The following is a 20,799-nucleotide window of genomic DNA, read 5'->3' on the forward strand; positions in this document are numbered from 1 at the left end:
ACCCGGGCGCGCCCCACGTTGCCATATGACGGAATTGTCAGTCTGTCCCGGTCGACCCCCGGCCGGACCCCGGCCGGACCCCCGGTCAGGCCCGGCCGGATCCGCTCAGCCCGCCAGGCAGGAGGGGCCGAGCAGGACCTTGAGGTCGCCGAAAAGCGCCGGGTCCGGTGTCACCCGGTGGCGGTCCAGGCGCAGCACGGTCGTCTTGCGCGCGCCCTGGAGCTTGATCCGCACCTCGGTGGAGCCGCGGTGGTGGGTGAGGACCTGGCCGAGCTTCTCCACCAGCGGCGGGGTGACCTTGACCGTGGGGATGGTGATGATCACGGGGGCGTTGGTCCCGGCGTTGGACAGGTCGGGGACCATCAGCTCCATGGCGACCAGACGGGGGATGTCCTCGCGCTTGTCGAGCCGCCCCTTGACGAAGACGACGGCGTCCTCGACGAGCTGGGTGGAGACCAGCTGGTAGGTGGCGGGGAAGAACATGCAGTCGATGGAACCGGCCAGGTCCTCGACGGTGGCGATGGCCCAGGCGTTGCCCTGCTTGGTCATCTTGCGCTGGAGGCCGGAGATGATGCCGCCGATGGTCACGATCGCGCCGTCGGCGTGCTCACCGCCGGTGAGCTGGGAGATCGCGGCGTCGGCCTTGTCGTTCAGCACGTGCTCGATGCCGAAGAGCGGGTGGTCGGAGACATAGAGGCCGAGCATCTCGCGCTCCTGCGCGAGGAGGTAGGACTTCTCCCACTCGATGTCGGAGAACTCCACGTCGAGCCCGAAGCCCGGCTCGTCGCTGTCCGCCTCGCCCATGCCGCCGAAGAGGTCGAACTGCCCCTCGGCCTCCTTGCGCTTGACCTGGACCACGTTGTCGATCATCGGTTCGTAGTGCGCGGTGAGGCCCTTGCGGGTGTGGCCCATCTCGTCGAAGGCGCCGGCCTTGATCAGCGATTCGACGGTCCGCTTGTTGCAGACGACGGCCTCGACCTTGTCGAGGAAGTCGGGGAAGGAGCTGTACTTCCCCTTGGACTTGCGGCAGCGGATGATCGAGTCCACCACGTTCTGTCCGACGTTGCGGACGGCGGTGAGGCCGAAGAGGATCACGTCGTCGCCCTGGGCGGCGAAGTTCGACTCGGACTCGTTGACATTGGGCGGCAGCACCTTGATGCCCATGCGGCGGCACTCGTTGAGGTACGTCGCCGACTTGTCCTTGTCGTCCTTGACCGAGGTCAGCAGGGCGGACATGTACTCGGCCGGGTAGTTGGCCTTGAGGTAGGCGGTCCAGTAGGTGACCAGGCCGTACGCCGAGGAGTGGGCCTTGTTGAACGCGTATCCGGCGAAGGGGACCAGCACGTCCCACAGGGCCTGGATGGCCTCGTCGGAGAAGCCCTTCTTCTTGGCGCCTTCCTTGAAGAAGACGAAGTTCTTCGCCAGCTCGTCGGGCTTCTTCTTGCCCATCACGCGGCGGAGGATGTCGGCCTCGCCGAGCGAGTACCCGGCGATGATCTGCGCGGCCTTCTGCACCTGCTCCTGGTACACGATGAGGCCGTAGGTGACGCCCAGGACCTCCTTGAGCGGCTCCTCCAGCTCCGGGTGGATCGGGGTGATCTCCTGCTGGCCGTTCTTGCGCAGGGCGTAGTTGGTGTGCGAGTTCATGCCCATCGGGCCCGGCCGGTAGAGGGCCGAGACGGCGGAAATGTCCTCGAAGTTGTCGGGCTTCATCAGGCGCAGCAGGGAGCGCATGGGCCCGCCGTCGAACTGGAAGACGCCGAGCGTGTCACCGCGGCAGAGCAGTTCGTACGTGGTGGGGTCGTCGAGCGGGATGGCCAGGAGGTCGATGTCGACGCCCTTGTTGGCCTTCACCATCTTGACGGCGTCGTCCATGATCGTGAGGTTGCGCAGGCCGAGGAAGTCCATCTTCAGCAGGCCGAGCGACTCACAGCTCGGGTAGTCCCACTGGGTGATGGTCACGCCGTCGGAGTGCCGGACCCAGACGGGGACGTGGTCGGTGATCGTCTCGCTGGACATGATCACACCGGCCGCGTGCACACCCATCTGACGGACCAGGCCCTCGACGCCCTTCGCGGTGTCGATGACCTTCTTGACGTCCGGCTCGTTCTCGTACATCCCCCGGATCTCGCCCGCCTCGCTGTAGCGCGGGTGGCTCGGGTCGGTGATGCCGTTGAGGTCGATGCCCTTGCCGAGGACGTCGGCGGGCATGGCCTTGGTGAGCCGGTCGCCCATCGCGTAGGGGTAGCCGAGGACGCGGGCGGAGTCCTTGATCGCGTTCTTGGCCTTGATCTTGCCGTACGTACCGATCATGGCGACCTTGTCGGCGCCGTACTTCTCGGTGACGTACCGGATCACCTCACCGCGCCGGCGCTCGTCGAAGTCGATGTCGACATCGGGCATGGAGATGCGCTCGGGGTTGAGGAACCGCTCGAAGATCAGGCCGTGCTCGATCGGGTCGAGGTCGGTGATGCCCATGGCGTACGCGACGATCGAACCGGCCGCCGAGCCTCGTCCCGGGCCGACCGCGATGCCGTTGTTCTTGGCCCACATGATGAAGTCGGCGACCACGAGGAAGTACGCGGGGAACCCCATCTCGATGATGATGCCCATCTCGTACTCGACCTGCTTGAGCCGGTCCTCCGGGATGCCGCCGGGGTAGCGCCGGGCCATGCCGCGCATGGTCTCCTCGCGGAACCAGGTGACCTCGGTGTGGCCCTCGGGCACATCGAACTTCGGCATCAGGTTCCGCTCCTGGAACCAGCCCTCGGTGTCGATCTGGTCGGCGACCAGGCGCGTATTGGCGCAGCCCTCCTGCCAGGCGTCGGAGGAGTCGATGGCGTACATCTCGTCCGTCGACTTCAGGTAGTAGCCGGTGCCGTCGAAGCGGAAGCGGTCCGGGTCGGAGAGGTTCTTGCCGGTCTGGATGCAGAGCAGGGCGTCGTGCGCGCTCGCCTCGTGCGCGTAGGTGTAGTGGGAGTCGTTGGTGACCAGCGGGGGGATGCCGAGCTTCTTGCCGATCTCCAGCAGGCCGTCACGGACCCGGCGCTCGATCTCGATGCCGTGGTCCATCAGCTCCAGGAAATAGCGGCCCTTGCCGAAGATGTCCTGGTAGTCGGAGGCGGCCTTGAGGGCCTCGTCGAAGTGGCCGAGCCGCAGCCGCGTCTGCACCTCGCCGGAGGGGCAGCCGGTGGAGGCGATCAGGCCCTCGGACCACTGGGAGATGGTCTCCTTGTCCATCCGCGGCCACTTGGTCAGCCAGCCCTCGGCGTAGGCGTCGGAGGACAGCCGGAAGAGGTTGTGCAGACCGGTCTTGTTCGCCGCCCAGATGGTCTTGTGCGTATAACCACCCGAACCGGAGACGTCGTCCCGCTTCTGGTGCGGCTGGCCCCACTGGACGCGTCGCTTGTTGCGCCGCGACTCGGGCGCCACATACGCCTCGATGCCGATGATCGGGGTGACGCCCGCCTTCTTGGCCTGGTGGAAGAAGTCGTACGCGCCGTGCAGGTTGCCGTGGTCGGACATGGCGATGTGCGTCATGCCCATCTCATTGCAGGCCTTGAACATGTCCGACAGCCGCGCGGCACCGTCCAGCAGGGAGTACTGCGTGTGTACGTGCAGGTGCGTGAAGGGCGGCTTGGTCACGGTGGAAGACCTCCGGCGAACGGTCGGCGACAGCGGGGGAGACAGCTTTGAAGGTTACCGGCCCCCACCGACAATCGCGGGCACGCGCCGGTAGCCTCGCTCGTTGAGAGCGGCAGGACACCTGTCCGTTTCATGACCCACCCCAGGAGGACCAGCGATGGCGCTCGAGCACGTCCGGGCCACGCAGCGCGGCGAGGACATACTCGCTGTTTTCGACACCGCCTTCGGTACGCTCCTCGCGGCCGACCCCGCGGCCTTCCGGGTGAAGTTCCGCAAGATGGCGGCCTCGGCCTTCGCCTTCTACCGCGGCACCGCCTGCCTCTTCTACGCCGACCTGGCGCGGTCCGGCGAGCACGAGGAGGGCGCCACGGGCCCGTACCTGGACGAGCGCACGAGCCGGGTGTGGATACACGGCGATCTGCACGCCGAGAACTTCGGCACGTACATGGACGCCAACGGCCGGCTGGTCTTCAACGTCAACGACTTCGACGAGGCGTACGTCGGCCCCTTCACCTGGGACCTCAAGCGCTTCGCCGCCTCCATCGCCCTGATCGGCTACACCAAGGCGCTCAGCGACGAGATGATCACCGAGCTGGTGCGCGTCTACGCCGCGTCCTACCGCGAGCGCATCCACGCGCTGGCCACCGGCGCCAAGAACGACGAGGTGCCGCCCTTCACCCTGGACACCGCCGAGGGCCCGCTGCTGGACGCGCTGCGCGAGGCCCGCTCGCTGACCCGCTTCGGACTGCTGTCCACGATGACCGGGATCCGGGACTTCGAGCGCCGCTTCCTGGCGGACGACGGCTCCATCGAGCTGGACGCCGCGACCCGCTACAAGATCCTCGCCGCCTTCGACGGCTATCTGGAGACGCTCCCCGACACCAGCCTGGCCCGCCCCGACTCCTACCGCGTCAAGGACGTCGTCGGCCGCCGGGGCATCGGCATCGGCAGCGCCGGCCTGCCCTCGTACAACATCCTCCTGGAGGGCAACAGCGACGCCCTGGAGAACGACGTCGTCATCTACATGAAGCAGGCGCAGACCCCGGCGGTCTCCCGGCACCTCACCGACCCGAAGGTGCGCGGCTACTTCCAGCACGAGGGACACCGCACGGTCATCTCCCAGCGCGCCCTCCAGGCCCACGCCGACCCGTGGCTGGGCTGGACGGAGCTGGACGGGGCCGGGCAGCTGGTCGCGGAGATCTCCCCCTACGCGGTGGACCTCGACTGGTCGGACATCGACGACCCGGCCGAGATCGCGGCCGTCGTGGCCGACCTGGGCCGGGCCACCGCCACCATGCACGCGGCGGCCGACGACCAGAGCGGGCACTCACTGGTCCCCTTCTCCACCGAGCGGGCCATCGACGCCGTGATCGCCGCCGACGAGGACGGCTTCGGCGATCTGCTCGTCGACTTCGCCCACTCCTACGGCGCCCGGGCCCGCGCGGACCACCAGATCTTCGTGGACCTCTTCCGCAACGGCCGGATCCCGGGCCTGTAGGAACAGCGGGGCCCACCCGTAGGACCCGGGGTGATTCCGGGCCCTACGGCCCGTTCCGCCCCCTGATGAGCGGCTTAATCCGCCTTTATCGCCGGCCGTGCCAGACTTGTCAGTCATGGACATTTCGGCGGCACGGTTGCGGGCATTGCGCGCGGCGCTGTTCACAGCGCTGTGCGTGACGCTGTCCGCGGCCTCCCATGTGCTGCTGTCCGGCACCCCGCTGCCCCTGCGAGCCGTCGCCGCGGCGTCCGTGGCCGTCTTCGCGCTCGCCTACGCGCTCGCGGGCCGCGAGCGGGGCTTCGGGCACATCGCCGCCCTCCTCCTTCCGCTGGAGCTGGCGGTCGACGCCCTCTTCACCGCCGGGCAGCGGACCTGCTACGGCGCGGACGGCCGGCCTGTGCCGGGCGCCCTCACCGCGCTGTGCGGCGGTGGCGGGATCGACGGGCCGTTCGCCCCCGCGGGCGGCCCGGGCACGGCGTCCTGGCTGCTGCTCGGCGCGCACCTGGTGGTCGGGCTGCTCGCCGCCGCCTGGCTGCGGCGCGGCGAAGCGGCGCTGGCCCGGCTGCTGCGCGCTGTCGCGGCCCTCGCCTTCCGTCCGCTGCTGCTGGCCGTCACGCCGGCCGCCCCCCTCGCGCGCCGTGGCGGCTCGCGGGTACGGGCCGTGCGCCACGCGCGCGTGCCGCTCGCCCCTCCTCTGCTTCTGCACTCCGTCGTGCGTCGCGGTCCCCCGCCCGCCCCCGCCCTCGCCTGAGGCGGTACGGACCCTTACGCAGACAGCACGGACAGCACGGAGAAGTCGGATCATGAGCAAGCGCAACAACTGGGAGAACAAGCAGTCGGCCCGCGAGCGGCTGCGCGCCGAGCGCGAGCAGCAGGCCAAGAAGGAGAAGACGCGCCGCCAGCTCGTCGTCGGCGGGGCGGTCGCCGCGGTCCTGGCGGTCGCGGCCGGCATCGTCGTGGCCGTGACCCAGCTCGGCGGGGGCAACGACTCCGACTGGGCGGCGGCGGCGAAGAAGGAGCTCGTCAAGCCCGCGAACACCGCCGGCGACAAGGGCACCGAGATCGTCATCGGCGACAGGAAGGCCAAGCACACCCTGGACCTCTACCAGGACATGCGCTGCCCGATCTGCTCGGTCTTCGAGCAGAACGTCGGCGGCACGATCGACAAGGACGTCAAGGACGGCAAGTACAAGGTCTCGTACCACGTCGCCACGTTCCTCGACCGCAACTTCGGCGGCGACGGCTCGAAGAACGCGCTGAGCGCGCTCGGCTCGGCCCTGAACGTCGGCCCCGAGGCGTTCAGCGCCTACAACAAGGCCCTCTACGCCAAGGCCAACCACCCGCAGGAGACGAAGGACGACTACGCGAAGGACGACGTCCTGCTGAAGATCGCGAACGAGGTCCCGGCACTCAAGGACAACGCGGAGTTCCGCAAGAACGTCGAGGACGGCACCTTCGACAAGTGGGCGCTGGAGGTGTCCGCCGAGTTCGACAAGGCCAAGGACGTCACCGGTACCCCGACGCTCAAGATCGACGGCAAGAAGCTGACCACGGACGGCAAGAACGTCCCGATCACCCCCGACCAGTACACCAAGGCGGTCGACGCCGCGCTGAAGTCCTGACCCCCGCCCCGGGGTCTCCCGTCCCCGCCGTCGATGCCGAATCTTGACACGACACATACCCACGATCGTGGCAAACTTCGGCTTCATGGAGGGGACGGGAGTTCGACTGAGAGCACTGCGCGCGGCGCTCTTCACGGCTTTCTGCCTCACGCTGTCCGCCGCCTCCCATGTGCTGTTCTCCCGGATGCCGCTGCCGCTGTCCACGGTCGCCGTGCTGGCCGCCGCGTTCTTCACGATCGCCTACGCGCTGGCCGGCCGGGAGCGGGGCTACGGGCAGATCGCCGCCCTTCTCGTCCCCCTGGAGCTGGTGGCCGACACCGTCTTCACCGCCGGGCAGCACACCTGTTACGGCCGGGCGGGCGGTCCGATCGCGGGTCCGCTGCGCTCGATGGGCGTCGATCTGGTCTGCCGCGGCGGCGACTTCGGCACCCCGCTGGCCCGGATGGCCGCCCGGAGCGGCACGGGCCCGCTCCCCGCGGTCCCCGCGGCGGGCTCCGCCACCCCGTGGCTGCTGCTCGCCGGACATGTCGCCGTCGGTCTGCTGGCCGCCGCGTGGCTGCGCCGCGGCGAGGTGGCGCTGGCCCGGCTGCTGCGCGCGGTCGCGGGCCTCGCCTTCCGCCCGCTGCTGCTCGCCATCGCCGCGGTGGGCCATCTCGCGCGCCCCGCGGGCGCGGGCCCGCGGCCCGTGCGCCACGCGCGCGTGCCCCGCTCGTTGCCCCTGCTCGTCCACTCCGTCGTGCGACGCGGTCCGCCCCTGTGCCCGGCAGTCGCCTGAGCACCAGCGTTCCCCCTCATTCGTACGTTCATCACCCGGAGAAGACCTCATGAGCAACCGCAACAACCAGCAGAACAAGCAGGCCGCCCGCGAGCGGCTGCGTGCCGAGCGGGAGCGGCAGGCCAAGAAGGACAAGACGCGCCGCCAGCTCGTCGTCGCCGGGTCGATCGTCGTCGTGCTCGCGATAGCCGGCGGCATCGGCTACGCGGTGACCAACATGACCAACGGCAGCAAGAACAACAAGGTCTCCGCCAAGGCCTGGAAGGCCGCGTCCGACAAGACGGACTACAAGCAGCCCGCCAACACCACCGGCGACAAGGGCACCACGATCGTCATCGGCAAGAAGGACGCGAAGAACACCCTCGAGATCTTCGAGGACATGCGCTGCCCGATCTGCGCGGACTTCGAGGCCACCACGGGCGACACCATCCTGAAGGACATCAAGGACGGCAAGTACAAGGCGCAGTTCACGATGGGCGCCTTCCTCGACGACAACCCGCAGATCGCGGGCTCCGGTTCGCGCAACGCCCTGAGCGCGCTGGGCGCGGCGCTGAACGTCGGCCCGGACGTCTTCCTCGAGTACAAGAAGGCGCTCTTCGACAAGAAGAACCACCCGCAGGAGACGGACGACGCCTACTCCGACGACGCCAAGCTGATCGAGATCGCCCAGTCGGTCAAGGAGCTCAAGGGCAACAAGGAGTTCGACGCGGCCGTCGAGAAGGGCACCTACGACAAGTGGGCCCTGGCCGTCGCCGACAACTTCAAGAAGGCCAAGGACGTGACCGGCACGCCCACCTTCAAGCTCAACGGCGAGAAGCTGACGGGCGCGGGCGGCGGTGCCCCGGGTTCGCCCCAGGAGTTCACCTCGCTGGTGGACGCGGCGCTGAAGAAGTAGCCGCGTACCGGCGGCCACGGTAATGATCCGTGGTCGCCGGGCCGACGGGCGGGCGAACTCTTGGAGTCCGTCCGCCCCATGGCCTTACCTCCGGTTTTACCGGAAAGTAATATGACGGTCCGTGACCTCATCTGACCCGATATCGCGCCGCACGGCCGTCACGGCCGTAGCCGCCACCACCACCGCGGCCCTGCTGCCCCTGGCCACCGCCACCGCCGCCCATGCGCGGCCCGCCGTGCCCGCGCCCGCCGCGGCCCCCGCCGCCCGGGCCACCGGCTTCCTGCACGGCGTCGCCTCCGGCGACCCGCTCCCCGACGGTGTCCTGCTGTGGACGCGGGTCACGCCCGCCCCCGAAGCCGTTCCCGGCTCGGGGCTGGGGCCGGACGTCGAGGTCCGCTGGGAGGTGGCCGAGGACGCGGCCTTCGCCCGGGTCGTCGCGCACGGCACGGCCACCGCGACGACCGCGACGGACCACACCGTCAAGGCCGACGTCCGGGGTCTGCGTCCGGCCACCGACTACCACTTCCGCTTCACCACCGGCGACGCCGTCTCCCCCGCCGCCCGCACCCGCACCGCCCCCGCCCACAGCTCGGCCACCACCGGCGTCCGCTTCGGTGTGGTCTCCTGCGCCAACTGGGAGGCGGGCCACTTCTCCGCGTACCGCCACCTCGCCGGGCGAAGAGACCTGGACGCGGTGCTGCACCTCGGCGACTACATCTACGAGTACGGGACCGGCACCTACCCCGCCGCGAAGTACACCGTGCGCCCGCACTCCCCCGCCCACGAGATCGTCAGCCTGGCCGACTACCGCGTCCGCCACGGCCGTTACAAGACCGACCCCGATCTGCAGGCGCTGCACCGGGCGCACCCGACGGTGGCCATCTGGGACGACCACGAGTTCGCCAACGACGCCTGGTCGGGCGGCGCCGAGAACCACACGCCCGGCGCGGAGGGCGACTGGGCCGCGCGCATGGCCGCCGCGAAGCAGGCCTACTTCGAGTGGATGCCGGTCCGCCCGTCCGTGGAGGGCACCACCTACCGGCGGCTGCGCTTCGGCAAGCTCGCCGACCTGCACCTGATGGACCTGCGCTCGTTCCGCTCGCAGCAGACCAAGGGCGGCGGCGTCGACGACCCCGAGCGCACCATCACCGGCCGGGCCCAGCTGGACTGGCTCAAGGCGGGCCTGGCGTCGTCCGACACCACCTGGCGCCTCGTCGGCAACTCCGTGATGATCTCCCCGGTGGCCTTCGGCGCCCTGCCCGCCCATCTGCTGGAGCCACTGGCCAAGCTGCTCGGGCTGCCCACGGGCGGCCTCACGATCAGCACCGACCAGTGGGACGGCTACACCGACGACCGGCGCGAGCTGCTCGCCCACCTCGCCGACCGCGCGATCCGCAACACCGTCTTCCTCACCGGCGACATCCACATGGCCTGGGCCAACGACGTGCCCCGCACGGCCGCGACGTACCCGCTGACGCCGTCCGTGGCCACCGAGTTCGTGGTCACCTCGGTGACCTCGGACAACATCGACGACCTGCTGCACGTGCCGCCGCACACGGTCTCCCTCGCCGCCGCCACCGCGATCAAGGCCGCCAACCGGCATGTGAAGTGGCTCGACATGGACTCGCACGGCTACGGCGTCCTCGACATCACCGCCGAGCACGCCCAGATGGACTACTACGTGCTGTCCGACAAGAAGGACCCGAAGGCCACGTCGTCCTGGTCCCGGTCCTACCGGACCCGCACGGGCACCCAGCGCGTCGAGCGGGTGAAGACCCCCGCGGGCTAGGGCACTCCCCCGGAGAGGCCCTACTCCCCGAGGCCGTCGAGGAAGCCGAGCGCGACCTTCCAGGCGGCCTCGGCCGCCTCCTTGTCGTAGTCCGCCAGCTCGGGGTCGGTGAACAGGTGCCCGGCCCCCGCGTAGCGGTAGACCTCCACGTCCGCGCCCGCCCGCTGCATCCGCAGGTACCAGGCGTTGAGCCAGTCGTGCGGCTCGAACGGGTCGGGGTCCGCGACGTGCAGCTGCACGGGCAGCTCGTCGACGGACGCGTCCTCGGCGAGGTCGGAGGTGCCGTGCAGCAGCAGCAGACCGCGCGCCTTCTCGTCGCCCAGCGCGAGGTTCTGCGCGATGGATCCGCCGAGCGAGAAGCCCGCGTAGACGACTCCGCGGTCGGACAGCGGAGCGACCGCGGTGATGGCCCGGCGCAGCAGCTCCTCCTGGCCGATCTCGTCCTTGATCTTCATGCCCTCCTCGACGGTGTCCGTCGTCCGGCCGTCGTAAAGGTCCGGAACGTGCACCTCGTGACCGGCGGCACGCAGACGCTCGGCGGCGGCGTGCACCGCGGGCCGCAGCCCGAAGGCTGAATGAAACAGGACAATCGTGGTAGGGGACGCCACTGGAGTCACTTCCTTACGGGTGGATCGCGTGCCCCCATCGTGCCAGTTACGGTCGGGAGGACGCCCACCGGAGAGCAGCGAGGACCCGCAGGCCGGAAGGAGCCACACGTGTCCATGGAGGACGTGCTGCGTCCGATCATCGTCGTCGGTGGGGCGGTGCTCATCACTGCGGTGGTCGGCTGGGTGGCCGATCAGGTACTGAACCGGATCGCCGCCAGACACCCCGAGATGCCGCTGTGGGGCCTGCTGGGCCGCTGTCGGCTGCCGGTGCGCCTGGTGCTGTGCGCGGCGCTGCTGCGCGGCAGCTACGAGTCCTCCGGCGTGGCCGACGGGCATGAGGCCGGGGTGGGCCAGACGCTGACCCTGGTGCTGATCGGCGCGTGTGCCTGGCTGGTGGTCCGGGTGGCCACCGCCGTGGTCGAGTCGACGTACGCCCGCTACGCCGCGCACGCGGCGGACCCCGCCCGGGTGCGCCGGGTGCGCACCCAGGTCACGCTGATCCAGCGGATCGTCGCGGCCGCCGTGTGTGTGGTGGCGGTGGCGGCGATGCTGCTGACCTTCCCGGCGATGAAGACCGTGGGGACGTCGATGCTGGCGTCGGCCGGTGTGATCGGCATCGTGGCCGGTGTCGCGGCGCAGTCCACGCTCGGCAATCTCTTCGCCGGGCTGCAGATCGCCTTCGGCGACCTGGTCCGTATCGGTGACACGGTCGTGGTGGACGGCGAGTGGGGCAAGGTCGAGGAGATCACGCTCACCTATCTGGTGGTGACCACCTGGGACGAGCGGCGGATCACGATGCCGGTGTCGTACTTCACCAGCAAGCCGTTCGAGAACTGGTCGCGCGGCAACCCCCGGATGACCGGCACGGTGTTCTTCCACCTCGACCACTCGACCCCGATAGACCTGCTGCGCGACTACCTCCACAACGTGCTCAAGAGCAGCCACGAGTGGGACGAGCGGGCCTGGGGTCTGGTCGTCACCGACACCACGCCCTCGACCATCCAGGTGCGGGCGCTGGTCACCGCCAAGGACGCCGACGACATCTGGACGCTGCGCTGTCTGGTGCGCGAGCAGCTCATCGAGTGGCTGCGGCGGGAGCATCCGTACGCGCTGCCGCGGATCAACACCGCCCCGGCGCCGGGCCTGGAGGAGGCGCCCTCCCGCCGGCAGGCCCCGCCCACCGCGGACGACATAGGGCCGGGGCCGGGGATGAACTAGGGCGCGCGAATCCAGTCCGCCCGGCGTTTGAGGACACCGCCGCGCAGCGGAGGTGCACATGGGCCGGGCCCAGGCGGCTAGCCGCGCAGGCTTCGGACGTCCAGGTGACGCAGCACCCGGTCGACGACCTCCGGGTCGGCGCCGGGCTCGCTGCGTGCGGCCAGCACCTCGTGCCGGGCGGCGGAGAGCATCTCGTTCTGGATGCGCTGGACGGTGCGGATCCGCTCGACGCGCTGGGCGTGGGCCTCGCGGCGCTCCTCGTCCACCATGTCGGGGCTGATCCGGGCGCCCACCTCGTAGGCCCGCCGGTGGAGCTGTTCGACGAGGTCCTCGGGGAGGTCCTCCTCCTGTTCGATCTCCTTGAGCCGGCGCTTGGCGGCCTTGGAGACGCGCACGGCGAGCTGTCGTGACAGCTCCCGCTCGGCGTCGGTGTCGGACTCCACGCCGAGCCGCTTGACCAGCCAGGGCAGGGTGAGCCCCTGGACGACGAGGGTGGCGACGATGACGGCGAAGGCGATGAAGAGCATCTCGTCGCGGGCGGGGAAGGGCAGGCCGTCGTCCGTGTGCAGCGGGATGGCGAGGGCCAGCGCGACGGAGGCGACGCCGCGCATCCCGGACCACCACATCACGACCGTCTCGCGCCAGCTCATCGGGATCTCCTCGTCGAGGTCCCGGTGCCGGTGCAGCTTCTTGGCGAGCCACGCGGCGGGCAGCAGCCACAGCAGACGTACGCCGATGACGACCGCGACGACGACGGCCCCCGTCCGGAACATCTCGCCCCAGCGGCCGGAGGCGACGTGGAAGACGTTGTGCAGCTCCAGGCCGATGAGCCCGAAGGCGACGCCGGTGACGAGGGTGTCGACGACCTCCCAGAAGGTGTGCCCGGCCAGCCGGCCGAGGACGTCGTCGGGGTCCGTGGCGTACTCGGCCAGGAAGAGCGCGGTGACGAGCACGGCGAGCACGCCGGAGCCCTTGAACTCCTCGGCCAGGACGTAGGAGACGAACGGCACCAGCAGGGTGAGCCCGATCTGGAGCGTCGCGTCACCGAGGACGTCCATGAGCTTCTTGGCCGCCCAGCCGAGGCCCAGCCCGACCGCCAGGGCCACCACGGCGGACAGCACCAGCTCGGCGACGGCCCGGGGCAGCGAGAAGCTGCCGCTGACGGCCGCGGCGATGGCCACGTGGTAGAGCACGATGGCGGTGACGTCGTTGAAGAGCCCCTCGCCCTCCAGGATGGAGACCAGGCGGCGGGGCAGCCCGAGGGAGCCCGCGACGGCGGTGGCGGCGACGGGGTCGGGCGGGGCGACGAGCGCGCCGAGCGCGACGGCGGCGGCGATGGGCAGACCCGGCACGATGGCCCCCGCGACGGCGGCGACAGCGGCGGTCGTGACGAAGACCAGCGCGACGGCGAGCAGGAAGATCGGTCGCAGATTGGCCGCGAACTGCCGCCAGGAGGTGCGCTGCACGGAGGCGTAGAGCAGGGGCGGCAGCACCAGCGGGAGGATGAACTCCGGTGAGATGTCCACGTTCGGCACGAACGGCAGCAGCGCGAGGACGATCCCGCCCAGGGTCATCAGCACCGGTGAGGGCAGCCCCAGCCGGTCCCCGAGCGGCACCATGACCACAGCCCCGATGAGCAGGACGAACAGCAGGGCGAGCTGGTCCACGGAGGCCCTCCGGGCGGGTGGGGAACAGACGTTCAGGCCCCAGCCTGCCATGGAACGGGGCAAACCCCGTGATGCCGGGCGCCTCTCGGCGCCTCGGGGCAGCTCAGAGCGATTTGGTCATCGCCCGGTGCGGGATGCCGCTGCCCTCGTCGAACTCCGGTCCGTACGCGGTGTACCCCAGGCGCTCGTAGAAGCCGAGGGCGTGTGTCTGCGCCTCGAGATAGACCCGGGCCAGCCCCAGCCGCCGGGCCTCGTCCTCCACCGCCCGCACGAGCGCGGCACCGAGGCCGCTGCCCCGGGCGGCGCCGCCGACCGCGAGCCGGCCGAGGACGGCCGTGGTGTCGTCGTCGACACCGGCGTGGGCGTACTTCCTGCGGGCGGGACCACCGTGCAGGAAGCGCACCGTGCCGAGGGGACCGGCCGGGCCGGTGGCCAGGAGATGGACCGCGTCGGCGTCGTACGCGTCCATCTCCTCCGCCTCCGGGATCCGCTGCTCCACGACGAAGACCTCACGGCGCACGGCGAAGCAGTCCGCGAGCTCCGCCGGGCCCGCCGGGCGGATGACGCAGGGGGTGTCCGGGCTCACGAGCTTTCGGCGCGCACGATGTCCAGGGCCCGCTGCAGGTCCTCGGGGTAGGCGCTCTCGAACTCCACCCAGCGCCCGTCCTCGGGGTGCTCGAAGCCGAGCCGCATGGCGTGCAGCCACTGCCGGGTGAGCCCGAGCCGCTTGGCGAGGGTCGGGTCGGCGCCGTAGGTGATGTCGCCGACACAGGGGTGCCGGTGCGCGGCCATGTGCACCCGGATCTGGTGCGTACGGCCGGTCTCCAGCTTGATGTCGAGGAGGCTGGCGGCCCGGAACGCCTCGATGAGGTCGTAGTGGGTCACCGACGGCTTGCCCTCGGCGGTGACGGCCCACTTGTAGTCGTGGTTGGGGTGACGGCCGATGGGGGCGTCGATGGTGCCGCTCATCGGGTCCGGGTGGCCCTGGACCAGCGAGTGGTAGCGCTTGTCGACCGTGCGCTCGCGGAACTGCTGCTTGAGCAGGGTGTAGGCGCGCTCGGACTTGGCGACGACCATCAGGCCGGAGGTGCCGACGTCCAGGCGGTGCACGATGCCCTGGCGCTCGGACGCGCCCGAGGTGGAGATGCGGTAGCCGGCGGCGGCGAGACCGCCGATGACGGTGGTGCCGGTCCAGCCGGGGCTCGGGTGCGCGGCGACCCCGACCGGCTTGACGATCACGACGATGTCGTCGTCGTCGTGGACGATCTCCATGCCCTCGACGGGCTCCGCGACGATCTGCACCGGCGCGGGCGCGGCGGGCATCTCGACCTCCAGCCAGGCCCCGCCGGTGACCCGGTCGGACTTCCCGGCCTCGGCCCCGTCGAGCTGGACCTTGCCCGCGGCCGCGAGTTCGGCCGCCTTGGTGCGGGAGAAACCGAACATGCGGGCGATGGCGGCGTCGACGCGCTCGCCTTCGAGGCCATCGGGGACGGGAAGGGCGCGGATCTCGGGAATGGTGCTCACCCGTCGAGTATGCCGGACGGGCCGGACCCGCCCGTACGCCCGTCCCGGGCGACGACGGCCCCGGCCCTCGCGGACCGGGCCGCCGGGCGTCGGGGCAGGGCCGTCAGTCGTCGGTGTGGACGGTGCCGTCCGGGTCCAGGCCACGGAAGGAGAGGATCACGATCAGGAAGCCGCCGCAGACGATCGCGGAGTCCGCGAGATTGAAGACCGCGAAGTGCGCGGGGGCGATGAAGTCCACCACCCCGCCCTCGAAGCCGCCGGGCGACCGGAAGAGCCGGTCGGTGAGGTTGCCGAAGGCGCCGCCGAGCAGCAGGCCGAGCGCGATCGCCCACGGCAGGCTGTAGAGCTTGCGGGCGAGGCGCGCGATGACCACGATCACGGCGGTGGCGATCACGGTGAAGACGATGGTCATCGCCTCGCCGATACCGAAGGCCGCGCCACGGTTGCGGATCACGTTGAACTGGAGCCAGGTGCCGAACACCTGGATCGGATCGTGGTGCTCCAGCTTGGCCACCACGAGCAGCTTGCTGAGCAGGTCGAGCAGGTAGGCGAAAGCGGCGACCGAGAGGAGCACGCCGATCCGCCGCTTGCCCTTGGCCGCGCTGTTCTCGCCGGCCGTCGCCTCTCCGGCCCCGTCGGCGCCCTCCGGCATACCGGTGGCCTGTTCCGCCTCTGTCACGTGAGTCCCTCGACGTCGTCCCACGCCAGGGCCCTGCCTGGCTGAGGTCGAGGGTACGGCACGGCGTGGGCGCCCGGTCAGCGACGTTCCTGACGCTGCTTGCACTCGACACACAGCGTGGCCCGCGGGAAGGCCTGCATCCGGGCCTTTCCGATGGGATTGCCACAGTTCTCACAGATCCCGTACGTACCGGCGTCGAGCCGCTCCAGCGCCCGCTCGGTCTGCTCCAGCATCTCCCGGGCGTTGGCGGCCAGGGCCAGCTCGTGCTCGCGGGTGATGTTCTTGGTGCCGGTGTCGGCCTGGTCGTCGCCCGCGCCGTCGCCCGAGTCGCGCATCAGGCCGCTGATGGCCTCCTGGGCGGTGTCGATCTCGGCCCGTAGGCGGAGGACCTCGCCCTGCAGCTCCGTCCGGGCCTCAGCCACCTCCCCGGGCGACCAGGGCTCCTCGCCGGGGCGTACGGCGAGGGCCCCGGGCTCCGCGGCGCCCGCCCGGGCCCCCGGCACCGTCGTCGCGGCCTGCGCCTCGCTCATGGTCTTCTTCGCGGCCACCGTCCTGTCTCCCGTCTTCTTGGCGGATGCCGCTCTCGCGGCGTGAACGGCCGGGGCGGCCTGTGCGGCCGTGGCCTCGGCGGGCGCGGCCTTCTCGGGCGCCGCCTTGGTGGAGATCTTGGTCGCGGACTTCGCCGCGGTCTTGGTCGCAGCCTTGTCGGCAGTCTTGGTCGTGGTCGTGGTCGCGGCCTTGGTGATCGTCTTCTTGGCGGCCTTCGCAGGCGCAGCGTTCGCAGGCGCTTTCTTCGCGGTCGCGGCCTTCGCGGTCGCGGTCCTCTTCACCGGTGCGGTCTTCGTCGCCGCCTTCTTGGCTACGGCCTTCTGGGTGACGGTCTTCGTGGCCGGGGCCTTTTTGGCGGCGGTCTTCTTGGCCGGAGCGGCCTTCTTGGCGGCCGCAGACGACTCGGCCGGGGCTTTCCTGGCCGGAGCCTTCCTCGCGGGGGCGGTCTTCTTCGCGGGAGCGGCCTTCTTGGCAGCGGCCGGAGCGGGAGCGGTCTTGGTGGTCTTCCTGGCCGCGGGCGCGGCCTTCTTGGCCGGTGCGGCCGTCTTCACGGACTTCTTCGCCACCATGGCCCGCGACCCCTTCACATTTTATGATCTTGCGCGCGAATCGTGCCGGAACGATAAATCGGCTCCGGGCACGCGGCAACGGGCCACGCCGGTCTCAACCCTTGTGCCCCGCACCCGGCCCTGTAATCGGCGGCCCGCGGCCGGCAGGGGAAATTCGGTCGGCCGTCCTCGGCGTGGCCCTTTACACTGGGCGCAGCGAAAGGCGTGGAAGGGACGAGTAGCGCCGCACGCAGCCATGAGCGATCCGGGGACGGTGCGAGCCCGGAGGTGTGCGCGGTGTGAAGATCACCCCCGAGCCGCCGGAAGAACGCCCCGCGCGGGGTCAGTAGAACCGGTGTCGCGGCCCAATGAGGGGGCCACAGGCGTGCTGCCTGCGGCCAAGGAGGGTGGTACCGCGGGAGCGAGAGGCTCTCGTCCCTCCGACGGAGAGCGCGACAGCGCAATGACGTTCCGCCGGAGGCAGACCCAGATGAATCCGCAGCCGCAGTACCGCCAGGTGCCCGCCCAGGTCGACCTACCCGCCCTCGAGCACGCCGTGCTCGACTTCTGGCGTGAGAACAAGGTCTTCGCCCGCACCCTGGAGCAGTCCGAGGGCCGCCCCGAGTGGGTCTTCTACGAGGGCCCCCCGACCGCCAACGGCATGCCGGGCGCGCACCACATCGAGGCCCGCGTCTTCAAGGACGTCTTCCCCCGCTTCCGCACCATGCAGGGCTACCACGTCGGCCGCAAGGCCGGCTGGGACTGCCACGGCCTGCCGGTCGAGCTGGCGGTGGAGAAGGAGCTGGGCTTCAACGGCAAGCAGGACATCGAGAAGTACGGCATCGCCGAGTTCAACGCGAAGTGCCGCGAGTCCGTGACCCGTCACACCGACGCGTTCACCGAGCTGACCACCCGCATGGGCTATTGGGTCGACCTGGACGACGCGTACCGCACGATGGACCCCGCGTACGTCCAGTCCGTGTGGTGGTCGCTGAAGGAGATCTTCAACAAGGGGCTGCTGGTCCAGGACCACCGCGTCGCCCCCTGGTGCCCCCGCTGCGGCACCGGCCTGTCGGACCACGAGCTGGCGCAGGGCTACGAGACGGTCGTCGACCCGTCCGTCTTCGTCCGCTTCCCGCTGACCTCCGGCCCGCTCGCGGGCGAGGCGGCGCTGCTGGTGTGGACGACCACCCCGTGGACGCTCGTCTCCAACGTCGCCGCCGCCGCGCACCCGGACGTCACCTATGTCGTGGCCACCGACGGCAACGAGAAGCTGGTCGTCGCCGAGCCGCTGCTGGAGAAGTCCCTCGGCGAGGGCTGGACCGCCACCGGCCAGTCCTTCACCGGCCGCGAGATGGAGCGCTGGGCCTACCGCCGCCCGTTCGACCTGGTCGAGCTGGAGGGCGCCAACTTCGTCGTCAACGCCGAGTACGTGACGACCGAGGACGGCACCGGTCTCGTCCACCAGGCTCCCGCCTTCGGTGAGGACGACCTCAAGACCTGCCGCGCCTACGGCCTGCCGGTCGTGAACCCGGTCCGCCCCGACGGCACCTTCGAGGAGGGCCTCGGCCTCGTCGGCGGTGAGTTCTTCAAGAAGGCCGACGAGAAGCTCGTCGCGGACCTCTCCGAGCGCGGCCTGCTCTTCAAGCACATCGCCTACGAGCACAGCTACCCGCACTGCTGGCGCTGCCACACCGCGCTGCTCTACTACGCGCAGCCGTCCTGGTACATCCGCACCACCGCCGTGAAGGACCGGCTTCTCGAGGAGAACGAGAAGACCAACTGGTTCCCCGAGTCGGTCAAGCACGGCCGCTTCGGCGACTGGCTGAACAACAACATCGACTGGGCGCTCTCCCGCAACCGCTACTGGGGCACCCCGCTGCCGATCTGGCGCTGCGAGGACAACCACCTCACCTGCGTCGGCTCGCTGGCCGAGCTCGGCGAGCTGACCGGCACCGACCAGAGCGCGCTGGACCCGCACCGCCCGTACATCGACGACGTCACCTTCACCTGCACCGCCGACGGCTGCTCGCACACCGCCGTCCGTGTGCCGGAGGTCATCGACGCCTGGTACGACTCGGGTTCGATGCCGTTCGCGCAGTGGGGCTACCCGTACCAGAACAAGGAGATCTTCGAGAAGCGCTACCCGGCGCAGTTCATCTCGGAGGCCATCGACCAGACGCGCGGCTGGTTCTACACCCTGATGGCGGTCGGCACGCTCGTCTTCGACAAGTCGAGCTACGAGAACGTCGTCTGCCTCGGCCACATCCTCGCCGAGGACGGCCGGAAGATGTCCAAGCACCTGGGCAACATCCTCCAGCCGATCCCGCTGATGGACCAGCACGGCGCCGACGCCGTCCGCTGGTTCATGGCGGCCGGCGGTTCCCCGTGGGCCGCGCGCCGCGTCGGGCACGGCACGATCCAGGAGGTCGTCCGCAAGACGCTCCTCACCTACTGGAACACGGTCGCCTTCCAGGCGCTGTATGCCCGGACGTCCGGCTGGGCGCCGTCCGCCGCCGACCCGGCCGCCGCCGAGCGGCCGCTGCTGGACCGCTGGCTGCTCAGCGAGCTCAACGCGCTGACCGACGAGGTCACGCAGGCCATGGACGCCTACGACACCCAGCGCGCCGGCAAGCTGCTGTCCTCCTTCGTGGACGACCTGTCCAACTGGTACGTGCGGCGTTCGCGCCGTCGCTTCTGGCAGGGCGACAAGGCCGCGCTGCGCACGCTGCACGAGGTCGTCGAGACGGTCACCCGGCTCATGGCCCCGCTGGTGCCCTTCATCACCGAGCGGGTGTGGCAGGACCTGATCGTGCCCGTCGACCCCGAGGCCCCGGCGTCGGTCCACCTCTCCACCTGGCCGAAGGCGGACACCGCCCTCATCGACCCGACGCTGTCCCAGCAGATGCTGCTCGTCCGGCGCCTGGTCGAGCTCGGCCGTGCCACGCGCGCCGAGTCGGGCGTCAAGACCCGTCAGCCGCTGTCCCGCGCGCTGGTCGCGGCCGCCGGCTTCGAGTCGCTGGGTGAGGAGCTGCGGGCGCAGATCGCCGAGGAGCTGAACGTCTCGTCCCTGGCCTCGCTGAGCGAGGTCGGCGGTTCGCTGGTCGACACCACGGCCAAGGCCAACTTCCGCGCCCTGGGCAAGCGGTTCGGCAAGGGCGTCCAGGCGGTGGCCAAGGCCGTCGCCGAAGCGGACGCCGCCGCGCTGTCGCTGGCTCTGCGCGAGGGCACCGCCTCGGTGGTCGTCGACGGGGAGGCCGTCTCGCTCTCCCCCGACGAGGTCATCATCACCGAGACCCCCCGCGAGGGCTGGTCGGTGGCCTCCGACTCGGGTGCGACCGTGGCGCTGGACCTGGAGATCACCCCGGAGCTGCGTCGTGCCGGTCTCGCCCGTGACGCGATCCGTCTGATCCAGGAGGCCCGTAAGAACAGCGGCCTGGACGTCGCCGACCGGATCGCGGTCCGCTGGTCCGCGCCGGACGCCGAGACGGCCGGTGCGCTGACCGAGCACGCGGGCCTGATCGCGGACGAGGTCCTCGCGCTCGACTTCGCCCAGGGCGAGGGCGACGACTCCTACGGCGAGTCGTTCGAGGACGAGGGCCTTGGCCTGACGTTCCGCCTCCGTAAGGCGTAACTGCCGGGCGGCGTCTGCCGCCTGACGACTCGACCCGGTGTGCCCGGGGGTCAAGGCCCCCCAGCACACCGGGTTTTGTCGTACCGCACCCCGCACGGCGGGTGGGCGGACGACGCAAACGGGCCGGGCCCGGGACATGAAGTCCCGG

At 70.4% G+C, this 20,799-nt stretch carries 15 protein-coding genes; 8 read left to right on the forward strand and 7 right to left on the reverse strand.

Annotated elements, in window-relative coordinates; all coding sequences use genetic code 11:
• Nucleotides 1-105 precede the first annotated feature (105 nt).
• Nucleotides 106-3,645, reverse strand: a complete 3,540-nt coding sequence (dnaE, locus tag AB8O64_RS09725) for a DNA polymerase III subunit alpha (protein WP_366685359.1) — start codon at nucleotides 3,643-3,645, stop codon at nucleotides 106-108.
• Between the two features lie 157 nt (nucleotides 3,646-3,802).
• Between dnaE and AB8O64_RS09730 the strand changes: the two genes are divergently transcribed.
• The 6 genes from AB8O64_RS09730 (at nucleotide 3,803) to AB8O64_RS09755 (ending at nucleotide 10,224) form a co-directional block, all read left to right on the forward strand.
• Nucleotides 3,803-5,143 carry a DUF2252 domain-containing protein gene (locus AB8O64_RS09730; RefSeq protein ID WP_370418784.1) on the forward strand — a complete coding sequence of 447 codons (1,341 nt, stop codon included), beginning with the start codon at nucleotides 3,803-3,805 and terminating at the stop codon, nucleotides 5,141-5,143.
• 115 nt (nucleotides 5,144-5,258) lie between these two features.
• Complete coding sequence (locus AB8O64_RS09735) at nucleotides 5,259-5,894, forward strand: hypothetical protein (RefSeq protein WP_370418785.1); 636 nt, start codon at nucleotides 5,259-5,261, stop codon at nucleotides 5,892-5,894.
• 52 nt (nucleotides 5,895-5,946) lie between these two features.
• Nucleotides 5,947-6,765, forward strand: coding sequence for a thioredoxin domain-containing protein (locus AB8O64_RS09740; RefSeq protein WP_370418786.1), 819 nt, complete (start codon nucleotides 5,947-5,949; stop codon nucleotides 6,763-6,765).
• A gap of 85 nt (nucleotides 6,766-6,850) precedes the next feature.
• On the forward strand, nucleotides 6,851-7,540 hold the full coding sequence (locus tag AB8O64_RS09745) for a hypothetical protein (RefSeq protein ID WP_370423832.1): 690 nt from the start codon (nucleotides 6,851-6,853) through the stop codon (nucleotides 7,538-7,540).
• A 49-nt stretch (nucleotides 7,541-7,589) separates the two neighbouring features.
• Nucleotides 7,590-8,435, forward strand: a complete 846-nt coding sequence (locus tag AB8O64_RS09750) for a thioredoxin domain-containing protein (protein WP_370418787.1) — start codon at nucleotides 7,590-7,592, stop codon at nucleotides 8,433-8,435.
• A 121-nt stretch (nucleotides 8,436-8,556) separates the two neighbouring features.
• A complete protein-coding gene (locus tag AB8O64_RS09755) occupies nucleotides 8,557-10,224 on the forward strand; it encodes an alkaline phosphatase (protein WP_370418788.1) in 1,668 nt (555 codons plus the stop codon).
• Between the two features lie 20 nt (nucleotides 10,225-10,244).
• On the opposite strand, the gene AB8O64_RS09760 is transcribed toward AB8O64_RS09755, so the two are convergent.
• Entirely contained in the window at nucleotides 10,245-10,832 is a 588-nt protein-coding gene (locus AB8O64_RS09760) for a dienelactone hydrolase family protein (protein WP_370418789.1), read from the reverse strand.
• 114 nt (nucleotides 10,833-10,946) lie between these two features.
• Here AB8O64_RS09760 and AB8O64_RS09765 point away from each other — a divergent pair, with 114 nt between their 5' ends.
• Nucleotides 10,947-12,050 carry a mechanosensitive ion channel family protein gene (locus AB8O64_RS09765; RefSeq protein WP_370423833.1) on the forward strand — a complete coding sequence of 368 codons (1,104 nt, stop codon included), beginning with the start codon at nucleotides 10,947-10,949 and terminating at the stop codon, nucleotides 12,048-12,050.
• A 77-nt stretch (nucleotides 12,051-12,127) separates the two neighbouring features.
• Here AB8O64_RS09765 and AB8O64_RS09770 read toward each other — a convergent pair whose 3' ends face one another.
• The 5 genes from AB8O64_RS09770 to AB8O64_RS09790 form a co-directional block, all read right to left on the reverse strand.
• Nucleotides 12,128-13,717, reverse strand: a complete 1,590-nt coding sequence (locus AB8O64_RS09770; protein WP_370418790.1) for a Na+/H+ antiporter — start codon at nucleotides 13,715-13,717, stop codon at nucleotides 12,128-12,130.
• A gap of 103 nt (nucleotides 13,718-13,820) precedes the next feature.
• Complete coding sequence (locus AB8O64_RS09775; RefSeq protein ID WP_370418791.1) at nucleotides 13,821-14,303, reverse strand: GNAT family N-acetyltransferase; 483 nt, start codon at nucleotides 14,301-14,303, stop codon at nucleotides 13,821-13,823.
• On the reverse strand, nucleotides 14,300-15,241 hold the full coding sequence (locus AB8O64_RS09780; RefSeq protein ID WP_356450925.1) for an RluA family pseudouridine synthase: 942 nt from the start codon (nucleotides 15,239-15,241) through the stop codon (nucleotides 14,300-14,302). Before AB8O64_RS09780 ends, AB8O64_RS09775 begins: the two co-directional genes overlap by 4 nt.
• A 103-nt stretch (nucleotides 15,242-15,344) precedes the next feature.
• Nucleotides 15,345-15,920, reverse strand: coding sequence for a signal peptidase II (gene lspA / locus AB8O64_RS09785; RefSeq protein ID WP_356450926.1), 576 nt, complete (start codon nucleotides 15,918-15,920; stop codon nucleotides 15,345-15,347).
• Nucleotides 15,921-15,997: 77 nt separating this feature from the next.
• Complete coding sequence (locus AB8O64_RS09790) at nucleotides 15,998-17,038, reverse strand: TraR/DksA family transcriptional regulator (protein WP_370418792.1); 1,041 nt, start codon at nucleotides 17,036-17,038, stop codon at nucleotides 15,998-16,000.
• A 469-nt stretch (nucleotides 17,039-17,507) separates the two neighbouring features.
• Between AB8O64_RS09790 and ileS the strand changes: the two genes are divergently transcribed.
• Nucleotides 17,508-20,651 carry an isoleucine--tRNA ligase gene (ileS, locus tag AB8O64_RS09795; protein WP_370418793.1) on the forward strand — a complete coding sequence of 1,048 codons (3,144 nt, stop codon included), beginning with the start codon at nucleotides 17,508-17,510 and terminating at the stop codon, nucleotides 20,649-20,651.
• Nucleotides 20,652-20,799 lie beyond the last annotated feature (148 nt).

Origin of the sequence: Streptomyces sp. QH1-20 (genome assembly GCF_041283565.1) — a bacterium.
Taxonomy (GTDB): Bacteria; Actinomycetota; Actinomycetes; order Streptomycetales; family Streptomycetaceae; genus Streptomyces; species Streptomyces syringius.

Bases quoted from the DNA above. Each gene is read 5' to 3' on its own strand.
- AB8O64_RS09730 (WP_370418784.1), top strand. From the start codon at position 3,803: ATGGCGCTCGAGCACGTCCGGGCCACGCAGCGCGGCGAGGACATACTC.
- AB8O64_RS09735 (WP_370418785.1), top strand. From the start codon at position 5,259: ATGGACATTTCGGCGGCACGGTTGCGGGCATTGCGCGCGGCGCTGTTC.
- AB8O64_RS09740 (WP_370418786.1), top strand. From the start codon at position 5,947: ATGAGCAAGCGCAACAACTGGGAGAACAAGCAGTCGGCCCGCGAGCGG.
- AB8O64_RS09745 (WP_370423832.1), top strand. From the start codon at position 6,851: ATGGAGGGGACGGGAGTTCGACTGAGAGCACTGCGCGCGGCGCTCTTC.
- AB8O64_RS09750 (WP_370418787.1), top strand. From the start codon at position 7,590: ATGAGCAACCGCAACAACCAGCAGAACAAGCAGGCCGCCCGCGAGCGG.
- AB8O64_RS09765 (WP_370423833.1), top strand. From the start codon at position 10,947: ATGGAGGACGTGCTGCGTCCGATCATCGTCGTCGGTGGGGCGGTGCTC.
- AB8O64_RS09790 (WP_370418792.1), bottom strand. From the start codon at position 17,038: ATGGTGGCGAAGAAGTCCGTGAAGACGGCCGCACCGGCCAAGAAGGCC.
- ileS (WP_370418793.1), top strand. From the start codon at position 17,508: ATGAATCCGCAGCCGCAGTACCGCCAGGTGCCCGCCCAGGTCGACCTA.